Source organism: Mesorhizobium sp. WSM4808 (genome assembly GCF_055811675.1).
Genome location: NZ_JBVVQX010000010.1, coordinates 246,442 through 269,130, shown reverse-complemented (window position 1 = coordinate 269,130; position 22,689 = coordinate 246,442). Strand labels below are relative to the sequence as shown.

The following is a 22,689-nucleotide window of genomic DNA, read 5'->3' as shown; positions in this document are numbered from 1 at the left end:
ACCTGGGATCAGCCAGTTCGCCGCCACCAGGATGGACGCCAATGCGGCCGACTGCATCGTCATCGAGGACTCGCCCTTCGGCATTCAGGGCGCGGTCGCCGCAGGCATGACGGCGATCGGCTACACCGGTGGCGGCCATGCCTATGCCGAGCACGCCGCGCGGCTGACAGCTGCCGGTGCCGATTTCGTCTGCGCCGACTGGCAAGAAGTTAGCCGGCAATTGGCTAGGTTTGGTGTGCCGGCTTAGTTTAGACGATACTTTGTGAATCCACGGCTGGGCCATTCGCCAGGCGGTACCAATGAGCCCACACGGAAGTTGAAGGACAGGACCCTCGTCGCATCGGCGTCGACTTCGCATCGGAAATTTAGGTTGTACCAGGCGTTTCTGGTGCTGAAGGCGGCCTGCGGAGGATTGAGAACATTGCCTTTGTCCAGCGTAATGGTTGGCACCCATTTGACCGTATAGTCGGCAGTTTGCAGTTCCCGGCTCAGAACGTTGCCGCAAAGGGTGGCCACGCGTTGACCGCGCGGAACATTCTCCATGGAGCTTGTAGCGAACGCATTGCCGGTTGCCCCTTGCGAGTAAAGCTTTCTGACGCCCGGAAGGCCGGAATAGATCGGTGATCCTGCAACGTCGTCGTTGGTGGGATTTGACCTTCCAGCATTCCCGATCGGCGCTTTGAAAGCTCTTGCGGGCTTGAACGTCATTGTCTTGGCAGGTTTGGCTTTGGGCTTTGCCTTTCCAGTCGAGGCTGGAGGCGCCGGCTTGTCGCCGATCTCAGCCGCCAATGGCTTTGGCGTCACGACGGCTTGCTTTTCGGCGGGTTGCGGTGCGGGTTCCTGTTTGTCCGGCTGCTGTTTGTCGGTTTCCTCGGTCGCCTGCTTCTCCTCGCTTTGCGCGGGCTTTTCGTCCGGCGCAGCGGTGGCTGGCTTCTCGTCAGGCTTGCTGGGCTCCGCCTTCTGCTGTGGCGTTGCAGCCGGGGCGGGCTGGGGCGGCGTGGGTGTCGGTGCTACAGGCGGCTTCACCGCCTCATCCTTGGCCGGCGACGGCGTGCTGGGCTTAGCGCTGCTTCCGTCGAGCGATTTCTCCGGCCCGGTATCTTTCTGGCCGTACTGGAAAACGCGCTTCAGAACCTGGTCGTCTGGCGGCTTCGGCGGTTCCGGAGGCGGCTTTTGTTCAGGCGGCTTTTCAGCCTTCTTTTCAGGTGTCGGCTCAGGTGGCTTTGGAGCAGGTTTCGGCTTGGGCTTCTCGGGTGGCGGCACGATCGCGACATTGACGGGCTGTTCCTGCTGAACCGGCTGCTGCTCGGGTCTCGGCAGGCCATAGACCAGAAACGCCGCGATGAGCGCATGCAGGATCAGCGATGCGGGCAAAGCCCACAGCAGATGCCGCCGCCGTTCTCCTGTCTCGCCCTTCATCCTCACCGATGTGGAATGAAATAGCGGCGGCTTCAAGCATAGGTAGTGGATTGGCTTGATTTAACCGCTGACAGGTTGGTGATCGGATGACGACGCGCAGACCCCAGGTCAGCCAGTTTGCCGCTGGCGCGGGATCCCGTCCAGAAACCGTTCGTCCAGCCGTGTCTCGCCAAACCAGTTCAGCCGGTTGATGCTGATGAAGCCGGCATCGATCGCCTCGTTTTCGTCACCCGGCTGGCTGTCATGGGCCCGACCGCGCGGCACGGTGATGACCGTACGATCGCCATCGCTTTCCACGGTCTCGGCCTGGCGGGCGATCTTGTCGCGGCCGATGCGCGGTTGCCGGATTTCGGCCGGCAGCGAGGTCGGCAGGTTGATGCTCAGCCAATGACCCTCAGCGGCCCAGTCGGCGCGCGAGTGCCACAATGAAGCGATCAGCGCGCCAAGCCATTGGTCGTCGCCATCGGTGAAATCAGGATTTTTCACGCGTGAGAAGCCGATGGCCGGAACGCCCCAGAAGGTTGCCTCCCGCGCAATGCCGAGCGTACCGGAATAGGCAAGGTCCTCGGCAACGTTGCGGCCATCGTTGACGCCCGACAGCACAAGGCCCGGCTTCTCGGAATCGGCGAACAGCCAGGTCATGGCGCTTACCACGCAATCGGCCGGGGTGCCGGAACAGGAGTACCAGTTCGGTTTGACGCGCCGCATGGTCAATGGCCTGGCAATCGTCAATGACGAGCCGGCAGCGGTGCGCTTGCCGTCCGGCGCGACCACCCAGACGTCGTCGGTCAACGCGCCGGCCGCATTGACCAGACGGGCAAGCCCCGGCGCTTCGATGCCGTCGTCGTTGCAGATCAGAATTCTCATCGTTTTCTTGCCTCCGACACCACTATGCGCTGGCCGGTGCGCCATTGCGTGCGCAGCGACGGGATGTGGGTTTGCAGATCGCCGAGAAGGTCCGGCGTGCAGGAATGACCGAGTGCGGCGGGACGACCGGCCTTCTCCCAGATGTCGACATTGCCCGGCAGCGTCGGATGGGTCGGCATGCGCACCCAGTCCGCTCGGCCGGCCTTGTGCAACAGATCGCCCGGCGAGCCTGACGGCAGATGGCCGGTAAGCAGCACCGGAAAACCGGAATGGTCGGCACGCGGCAAGAGGCGCGATGACGGGCCGGCTTCACCCATGCCGTCATCCGCCAGCAACGGCGTGGACGGCAGGGGATCAGCATCGGTCCAGTCGGCTGCGTCTTGCAGGCGGCGAAGCAAGAGTTCTGAGACACCTGGCAACAGGGATGCCGTGGCGCCGATCTGCGCTTCCAGCGACGAACGCATACCGGCATGGATCGCGAACGGCCCAGGCAAGGCCGCGATCAGCTCCAGCGACCGACCCGAGAGCGGCGTCGGCAAAAGACACCCGCCCGAATGCCTCGCAACCCACTGCGAGATTTCGAGCGCCCGCGCCGTCCCAGGCACCGGATCGGCGCCATAGGAAGCATCGAGGACAAGCAGGTCGCAGTGCGGGATCGTGTCCATGACGAAAACACTGCTGTCCGGCACCACGTCGGCGGAATAGGCGACGCGGCTCTCGCCATCGTCCACGGCAAACCAGACACCGCCCACGACATGCCCCGAGCGTCCCGTCTGGATCGCGAGATTTCCGCTCTTCAGCGTATCGCCGGGTTCGAACAATTCGATGCGGTCTTCGGGAAAAGGGAACCGCCTGAAATCCTCGGGCTCAGCATAGCCCGCGAGCGTGGCAGGCGCCTCATTGCGGGTCTCGGCCGTCATGAAAATCCGGCCGGCATAGCCGCGCGACAGCAGCCAGCTCAGCGCGCCGACATGATCCTCATGCGCATGCGAGACGAACAGCGCGTCGATATCGGTGACCGCCCCGTCCAGCGCCGGATAGTAGTCCGCGCCCGAAGCGCCAACCTTGATGCCGACGTCGAGCAGGATGCGATCCTTGCCGCTGCTGACAGCAAGGCTGGTGCGGCCCTTTTCGCCAAAGCCGCCGAGCAGGTCGAGCATCATCACGATACTGCTCCCACCGCCGGGATCAGCCAGCCGGACCGTATGCGCAGACGCGCCTGGGCTCCGCTCTCCAGCACGACCGGGTCGGGCTGTTCGAAATGCAAGGTGAGATCGGGACTGGTCGAAGGCGTGAATTCGATGCGCGCCGAGCCACCCTGATAGATCACCCGCTTGACCAGGCCATCGAAGCCGGGACCGTCCGGCGACACGTCGAGATCGGCCGACCGGCAGCAGATCTTGGCGCCAGCGCGCGGCCGCTGGCCTGGCCGGCAGCGGACAACCAGTTCAGCGCCGAGAACCCGGACCTTGCAGTGGCCCCTTTCTTCGGCGCTCAACACATCCGCGGGCAGCAAAATGCCTTGCGAAATGAAGGATGCGACCATTTCATTTGCCGGCTCATGATAGAGTTCTCGCGGCGTCGCCAGCTGGGCAAGGCGCCCGCCATCCATCACCGCGATGCGGTCGGCCAATGCCATCGCCTCGGCCTGATCATGGGTGATGTAGACGATGGTGGTGCCGGTGCGCTTGTGGAAGGATGCGAACTCGTCCTCCATCGATGCCCTCAGATGCACGTCGAGATTGGCGAGCGGCTCGTCGAACAGCACCAGCGAGGGCGCGGCGACAAGGCAGCGCGCTAGCGCCACGCGCTGGCGCTGGCCGCCGGAAAGATTGGCCGGCCGGCGATCGCCCAGCCCTTGCAGATTGACCAGGGCCAGTGCGTCTTCAACCTTCCGGCGGGCGACGGCCTTGTCGAGCTTCGCCACCTTCAGCGAATAGCCGATGTTCTCGGCCACCGTCATATGCGGCCACAGCGCATAGTTCTGGAAGACGATGCCGACGCGCCGCTTTTCCGGCGCGACGCTGCCGCCCTTGCCCGACACGACCTCGCTGCCGATGCGGATTTCGCCTGACGTCACTTTCTCGAATCCGGCCACCAGCCTCAGCAACGTCGTCTTGCCGCAGCCGGAAGGACCGAGCACTGCCAGGAACTCGCCGTCGGCGACGTCGATCGACACATCCTTGACGGCGTCGAAGTTGGCGAAGCTTTTGGTCACATTGTCCAGGCTCAATCGCGCCATGGCAGCACTCCGGTCGGAAGGTAGGGGGCAAGCAGATTGGTGACCAGCATCAGCACGAAGGTGACCGCCACGGTGATGACGGACATCGCCGCCGCATAGTTGGAATCGCCGCCCTGCTCGAAGGAGAACATCACCACGCCGATGGTTTCCGAGCCCGACGACCACAGCAGCGCCGAAACGGTGAGTTCGCTCAGCGCCGTCATGAAGATCAGCAGGCCGCCGGCGATCGCCGCCGGTGCCACCAGGGGAAAGATGATCGTGCGCATGCGGGTGAACAGCCCGGCGCCTGCCACTTGCGCAGCCTCCTCCAGCGCCCGGTCGATCTGGTGATAGCCGCTGATGGTTGGCCGCAGCGCCAGCACCAGGAAACGGGCGAGATAGGCGTAGAGGATGATCCAGACGGTGTTGTAGAGCTGGATGCCGGTCAGCGGGATCGGCCGCAGGAACATGAGCAGCGAGGCGATGGCCAGCACCACACCGGGCAGTGCATAGGGCAGTTCCACCGACAGATTGAGCAGCCGCACCCAGCGCTGCTTGCCCCAGGCGATCAGATAGCCGATCGGCACGGCAACCAGGACCGCGAAGAAGGCCGCCGCGATCGACAGCCAGAAGCTGTTGAAGAAGGCGCGGCCGGCCGCGTCATGCTCGAACAGCACGAAGCGATAATTGTCGAGCGTCGCCGTCTTGGCGGTGAGCGCGATGCCGTAGCCCGGCACCAGCGATGTCAGAACCAGCCCGAACAGCGGCAGGAACAGCACTACGATGATCAGCAGCCACATGCCGGCCTGCACGGCGGGCCGCCAGCGGCCGAGTTCGTATGGCTCAGCCGAAAGCGATGTGGAGCTGATGCGATAGTCGCGGCGGCGGCTCATGATCTCCTGGGCAAGGATACCGGCCATGGCGATGATGCCGATCAGCACCGACAGGAACGCGGTTTCGCCGAGGACGGCGGGGCCGCCGCCGGCCAGCTTCTGATAGATCAGCGTCGGCAGCACGAGATAGTTGGCGGGAATGCCCAGAAAGGCCGGAATGCCGAAATTGCCGACGCAGGAGACGAAGGCAAGTGCGGCGGCGGCCATGATCGAGGGCGTCATCAACGGCAGCACGATGGTGACCAGCACGGTGAACCAGCCGGCACCGCCCGCTCGCGCCGCTTCGATCAGTTCGCGCGGCAGCTTGCGCAGGCCGGCGCGCACCAGCAGGAAAACCAGCGGCCCATACTGCACGCCGAGCAGCAGGATGATGCCCGATGTCGAATAGAGCGGATTCCTGGTACCGAGCGGCGGTGCCGCCCCGAACAGTTTGAGGAACGGGCTTGCCGGGCCGAACAATTGCAGCCAGGCCAGCGCCGTCACCTGCGGTGCGATCATCAGGGGCATGACGTAACAGAGCACCATGGCGCTGCGAGCGCGGATATCGGTCAGAGTGACGAGGACGGCCACCAGCGTTCCCGACAGCACCGCAAGCAGGGTGCCGCCGATGCCGACGACCAGTGTGTGCCAGGTGGCGATCCAGGTCGCCGGACTGGCGAGCCCCGCCTTTATCGCGACGGCCGACAGCGTGCCGCCGGGTGCCACGATCTCCTTGATCAGGCGCAGCATCGGCAGCAGCGAAAGCAGGACGATGACGATGGCTACCGCCGCCGTCAGGACCATTTCCTGGCCCCGGCTTTCGCTGATCCGTGTTGACATGATTGCGTTTCCTGGGGTCGATCAGCCGATGCGCTCGGGTTTCGCAGTCGGCATGCCGCTAGGGGGGCATGCCGACTGGATTGCCGGCTCAGCCGCCGAACAGTTCCGAGAACTTCGCCTTGTCGGCGTCGGTCTTGGCGACGATTGCCTTGGTGTCGAACGACATCACCTTGACCTTGACGCCTTCCGGCAGCCATTCGGGGCGGCCGACCGAGGCGCGCGCCGGCAGATAGCCCATCGAAAGCGCCAGCTTCTGGCCGTCATCGGAAAGAATGAAGTCGACGAACTTCTTGGCGCCATCGACATTCCTGGCGGTCTTCATGATGGCGACCGGTTCGGTCACTGCCGGCACACCTTCCGAGGGGAACACGAACTCGACCGGGGAACCCTTCTTCTTGGCGTTCATCGCCATGAAGTCGACGAGGATGCCATAGGGCTTTTCGCCCGATGCCACCGACTTCAGCACCGCACCATTGCCGCGCACGCTGACGGTATTGTTGGTCTTCAGCTTCTGGAAGAAATCCCAGCCATAATTGGTATCGCCGACGAAGCCCGAAAGCAGGTAGGCAGCGGCACCCGAATAGAGCGGGCTCGGCATGACCAGGCCATCTGCATAGGCCGGCTTGGCGAGATCGGCCCAATGCTGCGGCTTCTCGGTCGCCGCGGTGTTGTAGACGATGCCGGTGGTGATCAGCTTGCTGCCGAAATAGGTCTTGTCGGCATCATAGGCATCCGCCTCGATGCCTTCGAGCTTTGCCTCGGGATAGGGCAGCAGCCGGTCGTCCTTCTTCAACAGCTCCATCGAGACCGCATCGGCGATCAGAAGCACGTCGGGCTGCGGGCTGCCGGCGGCAAACTCGGCCGCCATCTTGGTCAGGATGTCGCTCGTTCCGGAGCGATAGATGGTCACGTCGATACCCGGCTGCGCCTTCTTGAAGGCATCCACGGTCTTGGCCGCGTCGGCTTCCGGCTGGGACGTGTAGAGCGTCAGTGTTTCGGCGTTTGCCACGCCGGCAAACAAAGTTGCCGCGAGCGCCAGCTGGCTGGCCAGCTGCTTGATGAAGTGCGTCTTCAATGAGACCTCCTGTCTTGTCTGTGCATGACCGGTCCGGCTCTGGCCGGCTCCCCGTCTCTTCCTCCCTGCACGGCGCATATGACTGGTGGATGACACAGCGCGTGAAACCCACAAAATATGTTCATATGTACGATGTCAATTACAAATGAACAGAAATGTGCGACAATCGACACGCCGAAGATCCGGCATCAGTTGACATCCGGCCGGTGTTTCCTTGATGAGCACCGGGCAGGCCACGGCTCATGAGGGACAGGAACCGATGACCACAGAAAAACCCAGACAGGCTCGCCTGCCGATGGTCTCGTCGGACCTTACCGTCAAGACGGCATGGCTCTACTATGTCGAAGGTTTCACCCAGGAACAGATCGCCGAAAAGCTCGATGTCTCCAGGGTGAAGGTCATGCGTACCCTGGCCTCGTGCACCGCCGAAGGCATCGTCGTCACCATGATCAACGCGCCGACCGCCGGACAGGTGGCGCTCGAGCGGGAGCTGGAAAAGCGCTGGGGTCTGAATGCCGCCGTCGTCATCCCGACGCCTTCGGCGCATGACCATCTGGAGAAGGCCATCGGCCACGCCGTCGCGGCCTATCTCGGCGAGCAGATGCAGGACGGCATGACGCTGGCGATCGGTGGCGGCGCGACCCTGCATGCCAGCCTCGGCTTCCTTGCCCGCCGGCAGTTGAAGCGTGCCTGCGTGGTGGCGCTCGTCGGCAGCCTGCCGCACTCGCAGTGGATCAATCCATCGATTGTCGCAGCCAAGGTCGCAGACGTCTTCGAAGTCGACAGCTACCAGATCACCGCGCCGGTGACGGTCGACAATTCCTCGCTGCGTGATCTCCTCTGGGCACAGCCGACCCTGCAGGATGTGCGCCAACGCGCGGCGACCGCCGACATCGCGTTGCTCACCGTCGGCGACATGTCACCGGACGCCACCATCTTCCGGCATGGCATCGTGCCGTCATCGCTGATCGCTCCGCTGAAAGCGAAGGGCGCGGTCGCCAACATGCTGTGCTATTTCGTCGATCCCGCCGGCGGACTGGTCGACCACGAGGTCAACAGCCGCGTCATGGCCATCGATCTCGATGTGGTCAGCAACGTGCCTAATGTCGTTCTTGCCGCGGGCGGCAAGCGCAAGGTCGCGGCGATCCTCGCCGCGCTGAAAGCCGTCGACACCAACGTGCTGATCACCGACAGCGATACCGCCACGGCGCTGCTTGCCAAGGGCGGCTGAGCCGATCCGACTGGCTCCCGTGTTTCCCGCTAAATGAGCCCGCGCTCGCGCAAAAAATCCTCGACGCCGACATGGGTCATGGATTCGAATTCGGCGACCGCCTCGGCCACCCGCTTGCGCTGCGCCGCCAACAGCGTGAACACCTGCTTCATCTCGCCGGAAACACCGAAACGGCTCCACCGCTCGGCGATGTGCGTGGGCAAGCCGATGTCGGCGCAGAACGCGTCCAGGCTGTCATAGCCGAGGCTGGCAACGAGCTGCCTGGTCTCGTCCGCCGACATGCGCGGCTCGAAGGCGTGGTCGTGCAGTCGCTGCGCCACCAGCTTGATGTCGGATGGCGACGCGCCCATGACCTTGCCGAACAGGGTTTTCACGTCAGACGGGTCGAATGCAGGCATATTTTGGCCTCCCTGGATCGCAATCCAGATAGAACATGGGTCAAGGGTCGGCGCCTGACAAGTCGTTTCTGTCGTAAGCCGGCGCATCATTCGGCGCCGGCTTCTGCTTGATGGATCAGACCAGCAGGCCCATCGGATTTTCAAGGAGGTTCTTGAAGGCGACCAGCAGTTCGGCACCCAGCGCGCCGTCGACGGCGCGGTGGTCGGTCGACAGCGTCACCGACATCACGGTGGCGATTTTGATCTCGCCGTTCTTGACCACCGCCCGCTCCTCGCCGGCACCGACCGCCAGGATGGTCGCATGCGGCGGGTTGATGACCGCGGCAAAATCCTTGATGCCGAACATGCCGAGGTTGGACACCGCCGTGGTGCCGCCCTGATACTCTTCCGGCTTCAGCTTGCGGCCGCGCGCACGGCTGGCCAGGTCCTTCATCTCGTTGGAGATGGTGGACAGCGTCTTTTCGTCGGCCTTGCGGATAATCGGCGTGATCAGGCCACCGGGGATCGACACGGCAACGCCGACATCGGCATGCTTGTGCTTGACCATGGCGCTTTCGGTCCATGAGGCATTGGCATCCGGCACCGCCTTCAGCGCCATGGCCATCGCCTTGATGACCATGTCGTTGACAGACAGCTTGTAGGCCGGAGCCTCGCCCTTATCGGTCTTCTTCACCGGGGCAGCCGCATTGATCTGCGTGCGCAGCGCCAGCAGCGCATCGAGCTCGCAGTCGAGCGTCAGGTAGAAATGCGGGATGGTGGTCTTGGCCTCGACCAGCCGTCGCGCAATGGTCTTGCGCAAGACGTCATGCGGGACGAGTTCGTAGGAGCCCTGTTCGAACAGACGCAGCACGTCCCCCTCCCCCTTGAGGGGAGGGTGGCCGGCCGCAGGCCGGTCGGGTGGGGTCGCTTCGACCGGTGTCGGCGCCAGGGCGGTGCTGAATTGGGCGGCGCCTCCTGAGGCGACCCCCTCCGTCCGCTTCGCGGACACCTCCCCCTCGAGGAGGGAGGAAAGTGCGGCGTCGATATCGGCTTTTACAACACGGCCGTATGGGCCTGTGCCGGATACGGTTGAGAGGTTCAGGCCAGCCTCGCGGGCTAGGCGCCTGGCCAAAGGTGTCGCGCGGGCTTTCCCCTCCCCCTCGAGGGGAGGGTGGCCGGCCGCAGGCCGGTCGGGTGGGGTCGGTTCGACTTGGCTCGACGGTACAGGGGTGCCTCCTGAGGCAACCCCCTCTGTCGACTTGGTCGACATCTCCCCCTTGAGGGGGGAATTTGGCGCATAGCTTTCACCGTCGGCATAGATCCATGCAACAGCTGCACCGACCGCAATATCGACACCTTCCTTGCCGGTGACGTCGCGCAGCACGCCGCTGGCCGGCGCGTCGATTTCCATCGCCGCCTTGTCGGTCTCGATCTCGAACAGCACATCGCCCTTCTTGACGTGCGCGCCTTCCTCGGCGAACCAACGCGAGATCTGTCCGGTCGCCATGTCCATGTCGACCTTGGGAAGAATGACTTCGGTCGGCATTTCTCAGCGAACCCCTTTCACGAGGTCGCGCGCAGCGGTGATGATGTCGGGAATTTGCGGCACCGTCGCCTTCTCCAACTCCGGATTATAGGGGATCGGCGTTTCGGCGCCGCCCAGCCGCACGATCGGCGCATCGAGATAATCGAACGCTTCGCTCTCGGCGATCATGGCGCTGACCTCGGCGCCGATGCCCAGCGTCTTGACCGCTTCGTAGACGCATAGCAGCCGCGACGTCTTCTTGACACTGTCGATGACGGTCTGCTTGTCCATCGGCCGGATGGTGCGGAGATCGACGACTTCGACGTCGATGCCTTCGCTCTCCAGCGCGGCAGCCGCGTCGAGCGCCTTCTGCACCATGATCGAGGTGGCGACGATGGTCAGGTCGCGGCCCTCGCGGCGGATATCTGCCTTGCCGATCGGCACGGTGTAATAGCCTTCGGGCACCGGTCCCTTCATCTTGTAGAGCAGCTTGTGCTCGAAGATCATGACCGGATCGGGATCGGCGACCGCCGCCAACAGCATACCCTTGGCATCATGGGGGGTCGCCGGCTGGATGACTTTCAGACCCGGCACATGGCCGAGCCAGGCTTCCAGGCTCTGGCTGTGCTGAGCCGCCGCACCGGTGCCGGAACCGGCGGGAAAGCGCATCACCACGGGAACCGAAACCTCGCCGCCCAACATGAAGCGCATCTTGGCCGCCTGGTTGACGATCTGCTCCATGGCAAGCGTGGCGAAGTCGGAAAACTGGAACTCGAAGATCGGTCGCATGCCCGTGAGGGCAGCGCCCACCGCGACGCCCGCGCCGCCCAATTCCGAAATCGGCGTGTCGATGACGCGGTCAGCGCCGTAACGTTCGACCAGGTCGCCGGTGACCTGGAAGGCGCCGCCATAGACACCGATATCCTCGCCCATCAGGAAAACGCGTTCGTCCATGTCCATGGCGATCGCCATGGCTTCCTGGATCGCCTGGGCGTAGCTCAGTTCACGCACCATCGCGTCCATCACGCCTGCTCCGTATACACGTAATTTCCGGTCTCGCTGATATCGGGCGATGGGCTCGCCTTGGCGAACTCGATGCCCTCGGCGATCTCTTGCGCCACGGCATCGCGAATGGCCTCGATGCCCTTGTCGTCGATGAAGCCGAATTCCCTGAGCTCGCTTTCGAACAGGGTGATCGGATCGCGGTTCGACATCCAGTCCTCGATCTCTTCCTTGGTGCGATAGCGGTTGCGGTCGCTCTTGGAATGGCCGCGATGGCGGTAGGTCTTGGACTCGATCAGCGTCGGCCCCTCGCCGGCGCGGGCTCGGGCGATAGCCTGATGAGACGCCTCGGCGACCTCGGAGAAGATGTTGCCGTTGACGATGACGCCCGGCATCGAATAGGCGGCGGCGCGCTCGGCGATGTTCTTGACCGCGGTCGAGCGGGCTGTCGATGTGGACATGCCGTAGCCATTGTTCTCGCAGACGAAAATGACGGGCAGCTTCCAGACCGCCGCCATGTTGAGCGCCTCGTGGAAAGCGCCTTCATTGTTGGCGCCATCGCCGAAGAACGAGACCACGACCTTGCCGGTCTTCATCATCTTGGAGGACAATGCCGCCCCGACGGCGATCGGGATGCCGCCGCCGACGATGCCATTGGCGCCGAGATTGCCCTTGCCGACATCGGCGATGTGCATCGAGCCGCCACGGCCCTTGCAATAGCCTGTGGTCTTGCCGAAGAACTCGGCGAACATGCGCTTGACCTCGGCACCCTTGGCAATGCAGTGGCCATGACCGCGATGCGTCGAGGTGATCTGGTCATCCTCGGCAAGCGGCATGCAGATGCCCATGGCGCTGGCTTCCTGGCCGATCGACAAATGCATGGTGCCGTGGATGAGACCGCGCGTGTAGCACTCCTCCGCGCCCTCTTCGAAGCGGCGGATCAGGTACATCTTGTGGAGCACCTCCCTGAGCTGCTCGGCGCTGTAGTGGCGGTAGACGAAGGGCAGATTGGCGCGACTGTCAGTGACGGCTTTGCTGGCTGTGGCCATGATCACGCTCCCACGGACCCATAGACGAGCTTGTCCTGGCGGGCGCGCAGTTCGGCGATCTTGGAGCCCGCCGCGGGCGCTGCATTCGCGTAGGTTATGAGCTCGCCCTTCTTGATCGGCGCGGTGACCGAGCCGCCCTGCAGCAGGCCGCAGGGAATGGCCTTGGCGGCGCGCGCCTCAGGCGTCGTCATGATCCAGGCACGATAGCAATATTCGCCGATCGCATCGAGCTTCTCGCCGGGCTTCATGTCCTTCTTGGCCACGGCGGCGACTTCGGCCACCGGTTTGGCCAGCGGCACCATGTCGGCCTTGCCGTAGAGCACGACGCGCGCGCAGGTCAGCGGCACTTCGAGCGAGGTCAGGTGATAGGGACGATGGAAAGTGAAATACGGGCCTTTGCCCATCTTCAAATCTTCCATACGCTCGGAGATGCGCGGATGCGACATATCGGCAACGACGAAGACGCCGGGCGCGACACCCTTGCCGATCGAATAGTCGACGACGCCGACCCTCGACAGCACGCCGCCATCCTTCTGCGGCACCAGCACCTTGGACAGTTCGCCAAGCGTGGCCGCCGGGCCATGCATGCCGGCCTTGTCTGGAACCAGGCCGGTGGCATTGGCGATTGCCGCCATCTCGACCATGGTCTTGGAGCCGTCGACGAATTCGACCAGCATCCGCACATTCATGTGCCGGCGCTTGGCTTCCTCCTCATAGTCTGGGGGAATGGCGTCGATGTTGAGCGGATTGTTCTTGCCCTTGCCGGCGGCAACGATCGGATGCCCCATGGCCGAAACGAACTCGATCAGTTCCATGCAGGAGGACGGCTCGTCGCCGGCACCCAGCGAATAGGTGACGCCGAGCCGGTCGGCCTCGCTCTTCAGATAGGCGCCGATGGTGACATCGGCCTCGACATTCATCATCACCAGATGCTTGCCATGTTCCATGGCGCGCAGCCCGATCTCGGCGCCGACGGCGGGAACCCCGGTGGCGTCGATGACGACGTCGATCAGATCGTTGTTGATGACAAGGCTGGCATCGTTGGTGACCGCCACCTTGCCGGCTTCCATCGCCGCCGTCATCGCCGACGCATTCGACACCTCGCGCGCATGCCCGGTTTCCTGGAAGGCGATATCGACGGCCTTGCTGGCGGCAGGCAGGTTCAGTTCGGAAATGGCGCCGATCTCGATGCCTGACATATGGGCGACACGAGTGACGATGTCGGTTCCCATCTCGCCCGAGCCGATCAGGCCGATGCGGATAGGCTTGCCCGACTTGGCGCGTTCCTCGAGATCGCGGGCAAGGCCCGTCAACGAAACATTGGAAGCCATACCGCTCGTTCCTCCCATAATGCAGGCTTGTTCGATTGCCTGACGGGTATTGAACATCTGTATTTCTGTCAAGACTAATGTCCAGATTCTCGTGCTTAAAACCACTTCCCCGCAACCCGAACCATGGACGAAACGAAGCCGGGAACCGCGCGACGCGCGAAGACAGGTTCGCTCGCAGGCGCGCAGCCAGCGCGGCACGCTTTTTTGCGATTACGGCCGGTCGTGAAATAAAAGTACCGAAATATTATATTGTAAAATTTATCTTTCACAGCGTGTTCTCGCGTGCTAGCGTCGCGTCATGAACTGGAAATGAACTGCGCTTCCTGGGGTGGCCTTTTCCGGTCTGTTCCAAATAGGTCTGCCAAGGGACGTTGCGGCCGATGAAGATGAAAACGCCTGGCGAGAAGACTGTTTCCGGTGAGACCGAGGTGGCCAGCGCGCTGGAAGCCAGGTTGCGTGAGGGTTGGCTGGAGTTCGCGCGGACCGAGCAGGCAATCGCGCGATACCTGCTCGCCAACATCCATGACATTCCCTTTGAAACTGGCGCCACCATTGCCGCCGGCGCCGGCGTAAGCGAGGCAAGCGTCACCCGTTTCGTGCGGCGTCTCGGCTACACCGACCTCAAGGAAATGAAGCGTGGCCTGCGCTCCGCGCCGAAAGTCACAAGCCCAGGCCTGGACAGTGCTGAGTTGCGTTTTCGCATCGGCGGCGAGAAGCAGGAGCGGTTGGCTCGCAGCCTGGAGATGGAGCAGCAGGCCTTGGCCGCGGCCTATGGCCTTGCCCAGGGCGAGATGTGGTCCGAAATCGTTCATCTGCTGAGCACCTGCGACCGCGTGAACTGCGTCAGCTTCCAGGCGGTGAAGGGACTGGGGCTCGATTTCGCGACACGTCTGCGCTGGGTGCGGAGCGGTGTCCGCTTTGCCGAAGGTTTGGGCGGCACGTTCTCGGAAATACTTACCGATAGCGGCGAAAATTCTTGCGTCCTGCTGATCGACACGGCGGAATACGCAGCGATGAGCTTTCGGCTTTGCGCCCAGATCAAGCGCCGAAAGATTCCTCTGATCATCGTTACCGACAAATACAGCCATTGGGCATCTGAATACACAAAACTGGCGCTCGAAGTATCGACGCGCGTCGACCTGTACTGGGATTCGACGGCCGCGATAAGTTCGGTTCTGAACCTCCTCACGCATTCCGTTGCCGAGAAACTCGGCAAATCGGCTGAGACGCGGATGAATGAGCTGGAGGATATCGCCGGAATCCTGCGGACCTTTCACAAACCACCACGGCGCGTAGCGCGGCATATCAAAGAGGAAGAAGACGAAAAATGACGATGCATCACCGGTTGCTGGACCTGTGGACGATGAGGGCAAGCGCATGAATCTGACGGAATACGCCGCCCATGACGGCCTTGGCCTGGCCGAACTCCTGCGCAAGCGGGAAATCACGCCGCGCGAACTGGGAAACTGCATCCTTTCGGGGATCGCCGCGGTCAATCCGCAGCTCAATGCCGTGATCGAAACCTATGCCGATGCGATCGAATCCCTTGGCGACGTCCCCGGACCAGCACCTTTCTACGGCATGCCGACGCTGACCAAGGATTTCCCCATCGAGGCCGGCCGGCCAGGAGAGTTCGGCAGCGTTTTTGCCAAGGGCTTCACTGCGGGCGGCGATGACGCCTTCTGGGTGAAACTGCGATCCGGTGGCCTTGCCAATGTCGGGCGCACCACCACGTCGGAATTCGGCATAGCGGCGGCAACCGAATCCTCGCTCTATGGTGCGACGCGCAACCCCTGGGATACCAGCCGGAGTGTTGCGGGATCGAGCGGCGGCGCGGCCGCTGCCGTTGCCGCCGGCATCGTTCCTTTCGCGCAAGGCGGCGATGGCGGTGGCTCCATTCGCATCCCTGCCTCCTTTTGCGGTGTCGTCGGCCTGAAGCCGTCCCGTGGGCGGATCAGCGGCGCGCCGGAATCGAATGCGCCAATGCTGGGTCTCTCCATCTCATTCATGCTGACACGCTCGATCCGCGACACGGCGGCTTTGCTTGATCTGGGATCTGGTCCACTTCCCGGCGACAGCTATGAGATAGTCCCTCCGACCACCAGCTATGCCCAGGCGATCATCACGCCGCCCAAGGCTTTGCGCGTTGCCCTGTGCACAACGTCCTGGTCCGGCTATCCGCTCGACGCCGAGGTGAAGGCCACAGTCCTCGAAGTGGGCAAGAGGCTGGAGCAGATGGGCCACAAGGTTGTCGAGGCCGGTCCTGTGTTCGACTACGAGCGCTATCTGGCGGCACAGAAAGTGATCTGGGCAGCCTCCACGACGCAGTCGCTCGACGAGTTGGCGGGCCTGCTGCGGCGGCCGATCGATGAAGCCAGCCTGCAGCAGACGACACTTGCCGTCTACCGCCATGGCCGAACGCTCGATGCGGCAAGCCTGATCGCGGCTCTCGCGGTGTATGACCGGACCACGCGGACCGTTGGTGAGTTCCTGGCCGTCCATGATGTGCTGGTGACGCCGACTTGCGCGATCTCGCCGGAATTGCTCGGCACGTACGACCCGGATCGTCCAGGCCGCGACATCGATACGGTGTTCGAGGATCTGGCGCCGAAGGAGACGTTCAGCGCGCTCTTCAATGGTACCGGATCGCCGGCGATATCACTGCCGCTCGGCTGGACGCAAAACGGCCTGCCGATCGGCGTGCAGTTCATCGCCGCATTCGGACGCGACGACCTGCTGCTGCGGCTAGGTGCGGTGCTTGAGGCCGACTACGCCTGGCACCAGCGCAAACCACCTACCCACATCACCAAGACTGCTTGAACCAACAAGGACTGCTTGAACCAACAAGCATGGAACCGCCCCGGGAACATCATCAACGAAAATGGGAGTTTGTCATGGACCGCAGAGTATTCCTCAAAAGTGCGGCGTTTGCCGGCTTCAGCATCGCGACATTGCCGGCCACATTGCTTCGAGCCAACGCTGACGGCAGCAAGATACTGCGTATGGCCTATGGGGCCGAGGTTCTCACCCTGGACCCGATCAAAACCACTTATGGAGCCGATATCCTTATCCAGGGCATGATGTATGCACGCCTGCTGCATGCCAATGCCGATCGCACCGAAGTCGGCCCAGGCCTTGCCGAGAGCTGGGACATCGCGGATGACGGCAAGACCTATACCTTCCACCTGCGCGAGGCCAAATTTTCCGATGGGTCGCCGATCACGGCCGAGGACGTGGCGTTCAGCTGGAACCGCATGCGCTTCCAGAAGGATTCCGCCTATGCGGCGCCGTTCCAGCCACTGACCAAGATCGAGGCAAAGGACGCCAGGACAGTGGTGATGACGCTCGATCGCAAATTCACGCCCTTCCTGACGCTGACCGAAATCTGGAATACCGGCATTGTGCCGAAGGCAGCGGTCGAGAAAATGGGAGACGACGCTTTCGCCAAGGCGCCGGTCACATCAGGGCCGTTCAAATTCGTCGAATTGAAACCGGGAGACCGCGTGGTCCTTGGCCGCAACGAGCACTATTACCGCCAAGGCGAGCCCAAGATCGACGGCGTCGAATTCCGCTATGTCCCGGACGACAACACCAGGGTCTCGATGTTGCAGGCGGGCGAACTCGACGTCTGCCTGGGAGTTCCGGCCCCGCGTATGGCCGAGTTGAAGGCCGCCGGCTTCCGCGCCGACCCTGAACCTTCGAGCACCACTTATGACATGCTGATCAACCATTCGGCAGAACCCTTCAACGACCTCAAATTCCGCCAGGCCGTCAGCTACGGCATCGACCGCACCGCCATCAATGCCGCGGTGACGCTGGGTCTCGGCACGCCGGCCAGTTCCATCATGAGCCCGACACTCGATTTCTTCGACAAATCGCTGCCAGTCATTGCCCGAGACGTCGAAAAGGCCAAGGCCCTGTTGGCTGAATCCGGCAAGACCGGAGCCAGTTTCGAACTCATTCAGAATGCCGGAAGTGCCGACGAGGAAAAGGCGGCGGTGCTGATCCAGGCGCAGTTGGCGGAAGTCGGCATCACCGTCAACATTGCCAAGATCGATTCAACCCAGGCATGGACCCGCCTCGCCGATGGCGAGTACCAGGCGGAAATGAACTGGTGGTACAACGAGACGCGAGATCCCGACAACGCATTGCGCTGGTGCGTCTGGGGCGCGGGCGACAACAAGTCCTACTACACCCGCTACAACAACGAAACGGTCGACAAACTGATCGATGAAGCCTCGGGCGAGGCGGACAATGCCAAACGGGCCGAGCTCTATGCCCAGATCCAGAAGACCGTGGTGGACGAGGTGGCGCAGGTGGCGCTCTATCACCCGACGTGGCTCAACGCCTATGCTCCGAGCGTGAGAGGGTTGGTCCTGAACGTCGGCCTGCAATTCTCGTCCATCGGCGGGACCAGCCTGGATTGATCGGCACAGGATGCGAGACGGGACGAGATCTTCGTCCCCGTCTCGCATCGATTTACACCAGGATCCCGACCATGAATCGATTCTCCTTCGTGCTCAGGCGGCCGATACAGTTGATCCCCGTGCTGCTGGGTATCAGTGTGATCACCTTCCTGCTGCTGCAAATGACACCCGGCGATCCGGTTCGCCTCATGCTTGGCCCCAAGGCCAGTCAGGAGGCGATCGAATTCGTGCGGGCGCGATACGGTCTCGATCAGCCCATCCCCGTGCAGTATTTCTATTACGTGCTGAATTGCCTGCGCGGCGATTTCGGTCAGTCGATCGCCTTCCGGGGTCCCGTCAGCGGCGTCATCGCGGCACGGATCGCGCCAACGGTTTTCTTGATCCTCTATGGCCTCGTGATCTCGCTGCTGTTGACATTCGCGCTCGCGGTCACCGCTGCCCGGCAGCGCGGACGGTGGATCGATCACCTCATCCGTCTCGTCTGCGTCGCGGGCGTCGGCGTGCCGTCCTACTTTGTCGGCCTGCTGCTGATCATGGGCTTCTGCCTGCGGCTGAAGATCTTCCCCGTATCCGGTTACGGGCCGACCTTTTTCAACAATCTGTGGCATCTCTTCCTGCCGGCCCTGACGATCGGCATCGGGGTGACGCCGATCCTCGCGCGCAATCTGCGCGCGACCTTCATTCAGCAGTTGGACAAGGATTACGCGATCGCCTGCCGCTCCAGGGGCCTGCCGGAAAGCTACATCTTTTCCCGGCATGTGTTCTGGAATTCCCTGTTGCCGACAGTCAATCTGCTGGGCGTCGTGGTCGCCTTCCTGATCGGCGGAACGGTCGTTGTCGAAAATGTCTTCAACATTCCAGGGCTCGGCAACCTGCTCATCCGCGGCGTTCTCACGCACGACCAGTTCGTCGTCCAGGCAGTGGCCCTGCTGCTTGCCGTAGGTGTCGTCATTTCGAATTTTGCCGTCGATGTCATGACCGCCATTCTCGACCCAAGGGTGGAATTATGAGCGATGTGATGCAGGGCAGCGGCTCCTTGGCCATGGCGCGTATCCGGACGATGCCGGCAACCTTGATCATTGGCGGCGCCATCACCTTGGCCTGGATCGTCGTGGCCATTTTGGCGCCAGTGCTGACCAGTTTCGACCCGATCAAGGTCGATGTGATGCAGGCGTTGAAACCACCTGGCGCCGAGCATTGGTTTGGCACCGACGCCATCGGCCGCGATGTCCTGGCGCGAACACTGTTTGCCGCACGCTACGATCTCGCCATGGCCTTCTTTGGCGTCGTTGGTCCGATCATCCTGGGGACGATCATCGGCCTTATCGCCGGCTATCTGGGTGGCCGGATCGATGCGGCGCTGATGCGCATCCTCGAGGTCACCGTATCATTTCCCTATTTCGTCCTCGTGATCGCCATCGTGGCCGTGCTGGGGCCCGGCCTCAAGAGCTACTTCATCTCGCTCACCTTGGTGAACTGGGTCAGCTATGCGCGACTTGTGCGGAGCCAGGCGCTGGTGCTGCGCGGCGTCGATTTCGTGCTGGCGGCACGTGGCATGGGTTTTGGGCATTTGCGCATCATGCTGTTCCACATCCTGCCGAATGCCATCGTCCCATCGATCGTCTTCGTCATGACCGATGCCGTGCTGGCCATCGTGCTCGGATCATCATTGGGTTTTCTCGGCCTCGGCGTACAACCGCCGACGCCCGAATGGGGCGCCATGATCGCGGACGGGCAGACGTATCTGACGACCGCATGGTGGATTGCGATCTTCCCAGGCATCGCCATCTGCCTTCTGGCGCTGGGCCTCTCGTTGACCGCTGATGGTCTCGCCCGCCTCCTGAACACGGAATCCTGAGATGAGCGACCTCGTCAGCGTCGAGAACCTCACCATCGACTTCGCCACCAATTTTGGCGACGTCCACGCCCTGCGCGGCGTCAGCTTTTCACTAAAAGCAGGAGAGGTCCTTGGGATCGTCGGTGAATCCGGATCGGGCAAGACGGTGGCCTGCAGAGCCATCCTCAAGCTGATTGCCGGCAACGCACTGGTAAAGTCGGGCCGGATCATGTTCGAGGGCAGCGATGTCCTCGCCATGAAGGATGCCGAACTGGGCCAGCTGCGTGGCGGGCAAGCGGCGATGATCTTCCAGAACCCGTCGACGCATCTTGATCCGATCATGACGGTCGGGCGTCAGGTGGGCGAAGCGATGGTGGTCCATCAGGGCATATCCTGGCGGCAGGCCAATGCGCGGGCGGTCGGACTGCTCGAAGACATGCACATCAAGGACGCGCCAAGGCGCGCGGGCGCCTATCCTCACGAGCTATCCGGTGGCATGCGTCAGCGGGTGATGATTGCGGCGGCCCTTGCCTGCGAACCGAAACTGCTGATTGCCGACGAACCCACGACGGCACTTGATGTGACGGTGCAAGCTCAGATACTCGACCTGCTCCGCGGCATCCGGCGTGAACGCAAGCTGTCGGTCATTCTGGTCTCTCACGACCTTGGCGTGATCGCGGAAATGTGCGACCGCGTCGTCGTCATGAAGGACGGCGCGGTGCTGGAAATCGGCTCGGTCGGTCAGATCCTGCGTGACCCCGCCCATGAATACACGAAGCGCCTGATCGCTTCCCAACCCTCGCTGATGAAGCCGACCACGCATGCCTGCCCCGTGGCGACGGAACCGCATCTCGTGGTGAAGAACCTGTGCGTGAACTTCTACCCAGGGCAGAGCCTTGCAGCCTGGGCGACGCGCAAGCCGCCGCAGATCGTGCGCGCCGTCGACAATGTTTCGCTGGCATTGCGGCGCGGTGGGGCACTGGGGATCGTCGGCGAGTCCGGTTCCGGCAAGAGCACCATAGCCCGGGCCATTGCAGGCCTGGTGCAGCCGGAACAAGGAGAGATCGAGGTGGACGGCCAATCGCTCGATCGCGCGCTAAGGCAGCGCCGACCGGAGCAGGTTCGCAAACTGCAGATGGTGTTCCAGGACCCGTTCATGTCCCTCAACCCGGCGTTTACGGTTGCGCGAACTCTGGCCGAACCGCTGCGGCAACAGAACATCTGCCCGGAAAGAGACATCCCGGAGCGGATCCGCGAGCTGATGGAAAAAGTGGAATTGCCACGCCAGTTGCTGGACCGACGCACCACGCAGCTTTCCGGCGGCCAGCGGCAGCGCGTCGGCATCGCCAGAGCCCTGGCGCTGGAACCTGAGATCTTGATCGCCGATGAAGTCACCTCCGCTCTGGACGTCACCATCCAGGCCCAGGTGCTCGGCCTCTTTGCGCGGCTGCGCCGCGAATTGTCGCTGACGCTGATCCTGATTTCCCACGATCTGGGCGTGGTGCGTTATCTCTGCGAGCACGTTGCGGTCATGCAGCACGGCAAGCTGGTTGAATACGGCCATACGGAAGACGTTCTGGATCGCCCGCAGCAGGCCTATACCCAAGAGTTGATCGCCGCTATCCCGAAACTCTCGCGTCGAACGAGCAGCGGAATCCAACCAGGAGACACCCCGCTACTGGCCGCCGGAAGCAAATGCTGAAGCCTTCGGGGCCGGTCTACTGTGCCGTCCAGCCGCCGTCCATCGGCAAGGTCGTGCCGGTGATCTGCCTGGCCGCATCCGAACACAGGAACAGCGTCAGCGCGGCAAGCTCGTCGACGGTGACGAATTCCTTGGTCGGCTGGGCTGCGAGCAGCACATCGTGCTTGACCTGTTCCTCGGTCATGCCGCGCGCCTTCATGGTGTCGGGAATCTGCCTTTCGACCAGCGGGGTCCAGACATAGGGTGGGCGACGCCTATTTGGCGATCTCGAGCAGGGACGATACGAGAAGCTCTCGCTCGTCTTTCGACAGAACATCCGAATCGAAGAGGTTCATGCTGCGCAATCCCTCGATGGCGAGATAGCAGATCAACAGCGATTTGAGATCCGGCGTCTCACCTTTCAGCCGCTCGAAAAGCTGCCTCTTGAAGGTCTTTATCGGCATCATGAAATCGGGATCCTCGGCGATGGCCGAGAAAATCCAGGACGCCGACGGCTGCTTTTCCTCGCAATCATTGGCTGACAGCCTGATGTAGACAGCCAGGGGATTTTCGTCCTTGGCATTTGTGCGGGCGGCTTCCAGTGCGTGCTCGAACTCACGCAGATAGCCTTCGACCAAACCTTGCATCAATTTGGCCTTGGTCGGGAAATTGTAGAGGAGCCCTCCCTTCGACACGCCGGCACGGCTGGCTACGGCATCCAGCGACAGGCTGCCTGGTCCGGATTCCCGGGCAACATCAGCCGCCGCGGCGAGAATCTTCTCGCGCGAATTCGGTCTTTGGGCTCTCATGGGGCCTCCCGTCGCAAGCTTAGGCCCAATTGACAAGACCGTCCAGACGGTACAGGAAGACCGCCATTATTTGAAATCGGGACCCGCAGTCGATATGTGTCCCGATATCCGCGCTTCGCGCCGGAT

19 protein-coding genes and 2 pseudogenes are annotated in these 22,689 nt (G+C 62.6%); 8 read left to right on the top strand and 13 right to left on the bottom strand.

The annotated features are described in order from the left end of the window. Position 1 precedes the first annotated feature (1 nt). Positions 2 to 247, top strand: a pseudogene (locus AC0L2U_RS20055) (HAD-IA family hydrolase); the annotation flags it as partial. Here AC0L2U_RS20055 and AC0L2U_RS20050 read toward each other — a convergent pair. The 6 genes from AC0L2U_RS20050 to AC0L2U_RS20025 form a co-directional block, all read right to left on the bottom strand. Beyond that, entirely contained in the window at positions 244 to 1,419 is a 1,176-nt protein-coding gene (locus AC0L2U_RS20050; protein WP_128290133.1) for a DUF930 domain-containing protein, read from the bottom strand. The pseudogene AC0L2U_RS20055 and the gene AC0L2U_RS20050 overlap by 4 nt on opposite strands. A 108-nt stretch (positions 1,420 to 1,527) precedes the next feature. Next, positions 1,528 to 2,286 carry a 5'/3'-nucleotidase SurE gene (locus AC0L2U_RS20045; RefSeq protein ID WP_473602527.1) on the bottom strand — a complete coding sequence of 253 codons (759 nt, stop codon included), beginning with the start codon at positions 2,284 to 2,286 and terminating at the stop codon, positions 1,528 to 1,530. After that, entirely contained in the window at positions 2,283 to 3,449 is a 1,167-nt protein-coding gene (locus AC0L2U_RS20040) for an MBL fold metallo-hydrolase (RefSeq protein ID WP_128290138.1), read from the bottom strand. The genes AC0L2U_RS20045 and AC0L2U_RS20040 overlap by 4 nt, the downstream gene beginning before the upstream one ends. Beyond that, entirely contained in the window at positions 3,449 to 4,528 is a 1,080-nt protein-coding gene (locus AC0L2U_RS20035) for an ABC transporter ATP-binding protein (protein WP_128290134.1), read from the bottom strand. The genes AC0L2U_RS20040 and AC0L2U_RS20035 overlap by 1 nt, the downstream gene beginning before the upstream one ends. Beyond that, the gene (locus AC0L2U_RS20030; RefSeq protein ID WP_473602526.1) at positions 4,516 to 6,219 is read right to left on the bottom strand and encodes an ABC transporter permease; all 1,704 of its coding nucleotides are present in this window, start codon (positions 6,217 to 6,219) and stop codon (positions 4,516 to 4,518) included. Before AC0L2U_RS20030 ends, AC0L2U_RS20035 begins: the two co-directional genes overlap by 13 nt. Before the next feature lie 88 nt (positions 6,220 to 6,307). After that, positions 6,308 to 7,294 carry an ABC transporter substrate-binding protein gene (locus tag AC0L2U_RS20025; RefSeq protein WP_473602524.1) on the bottom strand — a complete coding sequence of 329 codons (987 nt, stop codon included), beginning with the start codon at positions 7,292 to 7,294 and terminating at the stop codon, positions 6,308 to 6,310. A gap of 259 nt (positions 7,295 to 7,553) precedes the next feature. Between AC0L2U_RS20025 and AC0L2U_RS20020 the strand changes: the two genes are divergently transcribed. Further along, positions 7,554 to 8,525, top strand: coding sequence for a sugar-binding transcriptional regulator (locus tag AC0L2U_RS20020; protein ID WP_473602523.1), 972 nt, complete (start codon positions 7,554 to 7,556; stop codon positions 8,523 to 8,525). Between the two features lie 29 nt (positions 8,526 to 8,554). Here the strand turns inward: AC0L2U_RS20020 and AC0L2U_RS20015 are convergent, their stop codons facing one another. The 5 genes from AC0L2U_RS20015 to AC0L2U_RS19995 all read right to left on the bottom strand — a co-directional run bounded on the left by AC0L2U_RS20015 (position 8,555) and on the right by AC0L2U_RS19995 (position 13,809). Beyond that, positions 8,555 to 8,923: a hypothetical protein gene (locus AC0L2U_RS20015; protein ID WP_127271283.1), complete on the bottom strand. Its 369-nt coding sequence runs from the start codon at positions 8,921 to 8,923 to the stop codon at positions 8,555 to 8,557. Between the two features lie 115 nt (positions 8,924 to 9,038). Continuing rightward, complete coding sequence (locus tag AC0L2U_RS20010) at positions 9,039 to 10,448, bottom strand: pyruvate dehydrogenase complex dihydrolipoamide acetyltransferase (protein WP_473602521.1); 1,410 nt, start codon at positions 10,446 to 10,448, stop codon at positions 9,039 to 9,041. 3 nt (positions 10,449 to 10,451) lie between these two features. Further along, positions 10,452 to 11,450 carry an alpha-ketoacid dehydrogenase subunit beta gene (locus tag AC0L2U_RS20005; protein ID WP_352582015.1) on the bottom strand — a complete coding sequence of 333 codons (999 nt, stop codon included), beginning with the start codon at positions 11,448 to 11,450 and terminating at the stop codon, positions 10,452 to 10,454. Next, a complete protein-coding gene (locus tag AC0L2U_RS20000; RefSeq protein ID WP_127261511.1) occupies positions 11,450 to 12,478 on the bottom strand; it encodes a thiamine pyrophosphate-dependent dehydrogenase E1 component subunit alpha in 1,029 nt (342 codons plus the stop codon). The genes AC0L2U_RS20005 and AC0L2U_RS20000 overlap by 1 nt, the downstream gene beginning before the upstream one ends. A 2-nt stretch (positions 12,479 to 12,480) precedes the next feature. Continuing rightward, positions 12,481 to 13,809 carry an NAD(P)H-dependent oxidoreductase gene (locus tag AC0L2U_RS19995; RefSeq protein WP_127267166.1) on the bottom strand — a complete coding sequence of 443 codons (1,329 nt, stop codon included), beginning with the start codon at positions 13,807 to 13,809 and terminating at the stop codon, positions 12,481 to 12,483. Between the two features lie 380 nt (positions 13,810 to 14,189). Here AC0L2U_RS19995 and AC0L2U_RS19990 point away from each other — a divergent pair, with 380 nt between their 5' ends. The 6 genes from AC0L2U_RS19990 to AC0L2U_RS19965 all read left to right on the top strand — a co-directional run bounded on the left by AC0L2U_RS19990 (position 14,190) and on the right by AC0L2U_RS19965 (position 21,775). Then, entirely contained in the window at positions 14,190 to 15,140 is a 951-nt protein-coding gene (locus tag AC0L2U_RS19990) for a MurR/RpiR family transcriptional regulator (protein WP_473602520.1), read from the top strand. 46 nt (positions 15,141 to 15,186) lie between these two features. Then, positions 15,187 to 16,629, top strand: coding sequence for an amidase (locus tag AC0L2U_RS19985; RefSeq protein WP_473602518.1), 1,443 nt, complete (start codon positions 15,187 to 15,189; stop codon positions 16,627 to 16,629). Between the two features lie 74 nt (positions 16,630 to 16,703). Next, a complete protein-coding gene (locus tag AC0L2U_RS19980; protein WP_473602517.1) occupies positions 16,704 to 18,236 on the top strand; it encodes an ABC transporter substrate-binding protein in 1,533 nt (510 codons plus the stop codon). A gap of 71 nt (positions 18,237 to 18,307) precedes the next feature. After that, positions 18,308 to 19,246 carry an ABC transporter permease gene (locus AC0L2U_RS19975; RefSeq protein ID WP_473602515.1) on the top strand — a complete coding sequence of 313 codons (939 nt, stop codon included), beginning with the start codon at positions 18,308 to 18,310 and terminating at the stop codon, positions 19,244 to 19,246. Then, positions 19,243 to 20,094, top strand: coding sequence for an ABC transporter permease (locus tag AC0L2U_RS19970; RefSeq protein WP_236383514.1), 852 nt, complete (start codon positions 19,243 to 19,245; stop codon positions 20,092 to 20,094). Before AC0L2U_RS19975 ends, AC0L2U_RS19970 begins: the two co-directional genes overlap by 4 nt. A 1-nt stretch (position 20,095) precedes the next feature. Further along, on the top strand, positions 20,096 to 21,775 hold the full coding sequence (locus tag AC0L2U_RS19965) for a dipeptide ABC transporter ATP-binding protein (protein ID WP_473602514.1): 1,680 nt from the start codon (positions 20,096 to 20,098) through the stop codon (positions 21,773 to 21,775). Between the two features lie 16 nt (positions 21,776 to 21,791). Here AC0L2U_RS19965 and AC0L2U_RS19960 read toward each other — a convergent pair. Next, a pseudogene (locus AC0L2U_RS19960) lies at positions 21,792 to 22,034 on the bottom strand (SDR family oxidoreductase); the annotation flags it as partial. After that, a complete protein-coding gene (locus AC0L2U_RS19955; protein ID WP_127809097.1) occupies positions 22,030 to 22,563 on the bottom strand; it encodes a TetR/AcrR family transcriptional regulator in 534 nt (177 codons plus the stop codon). The gene AC0L2U_RS19955 and the pseudogene AC0L2U_RS19960, both read right to left, overlap by 5 nt. Positions 22,564 to 22,689 lie beyond the last annotated feature (126 nt).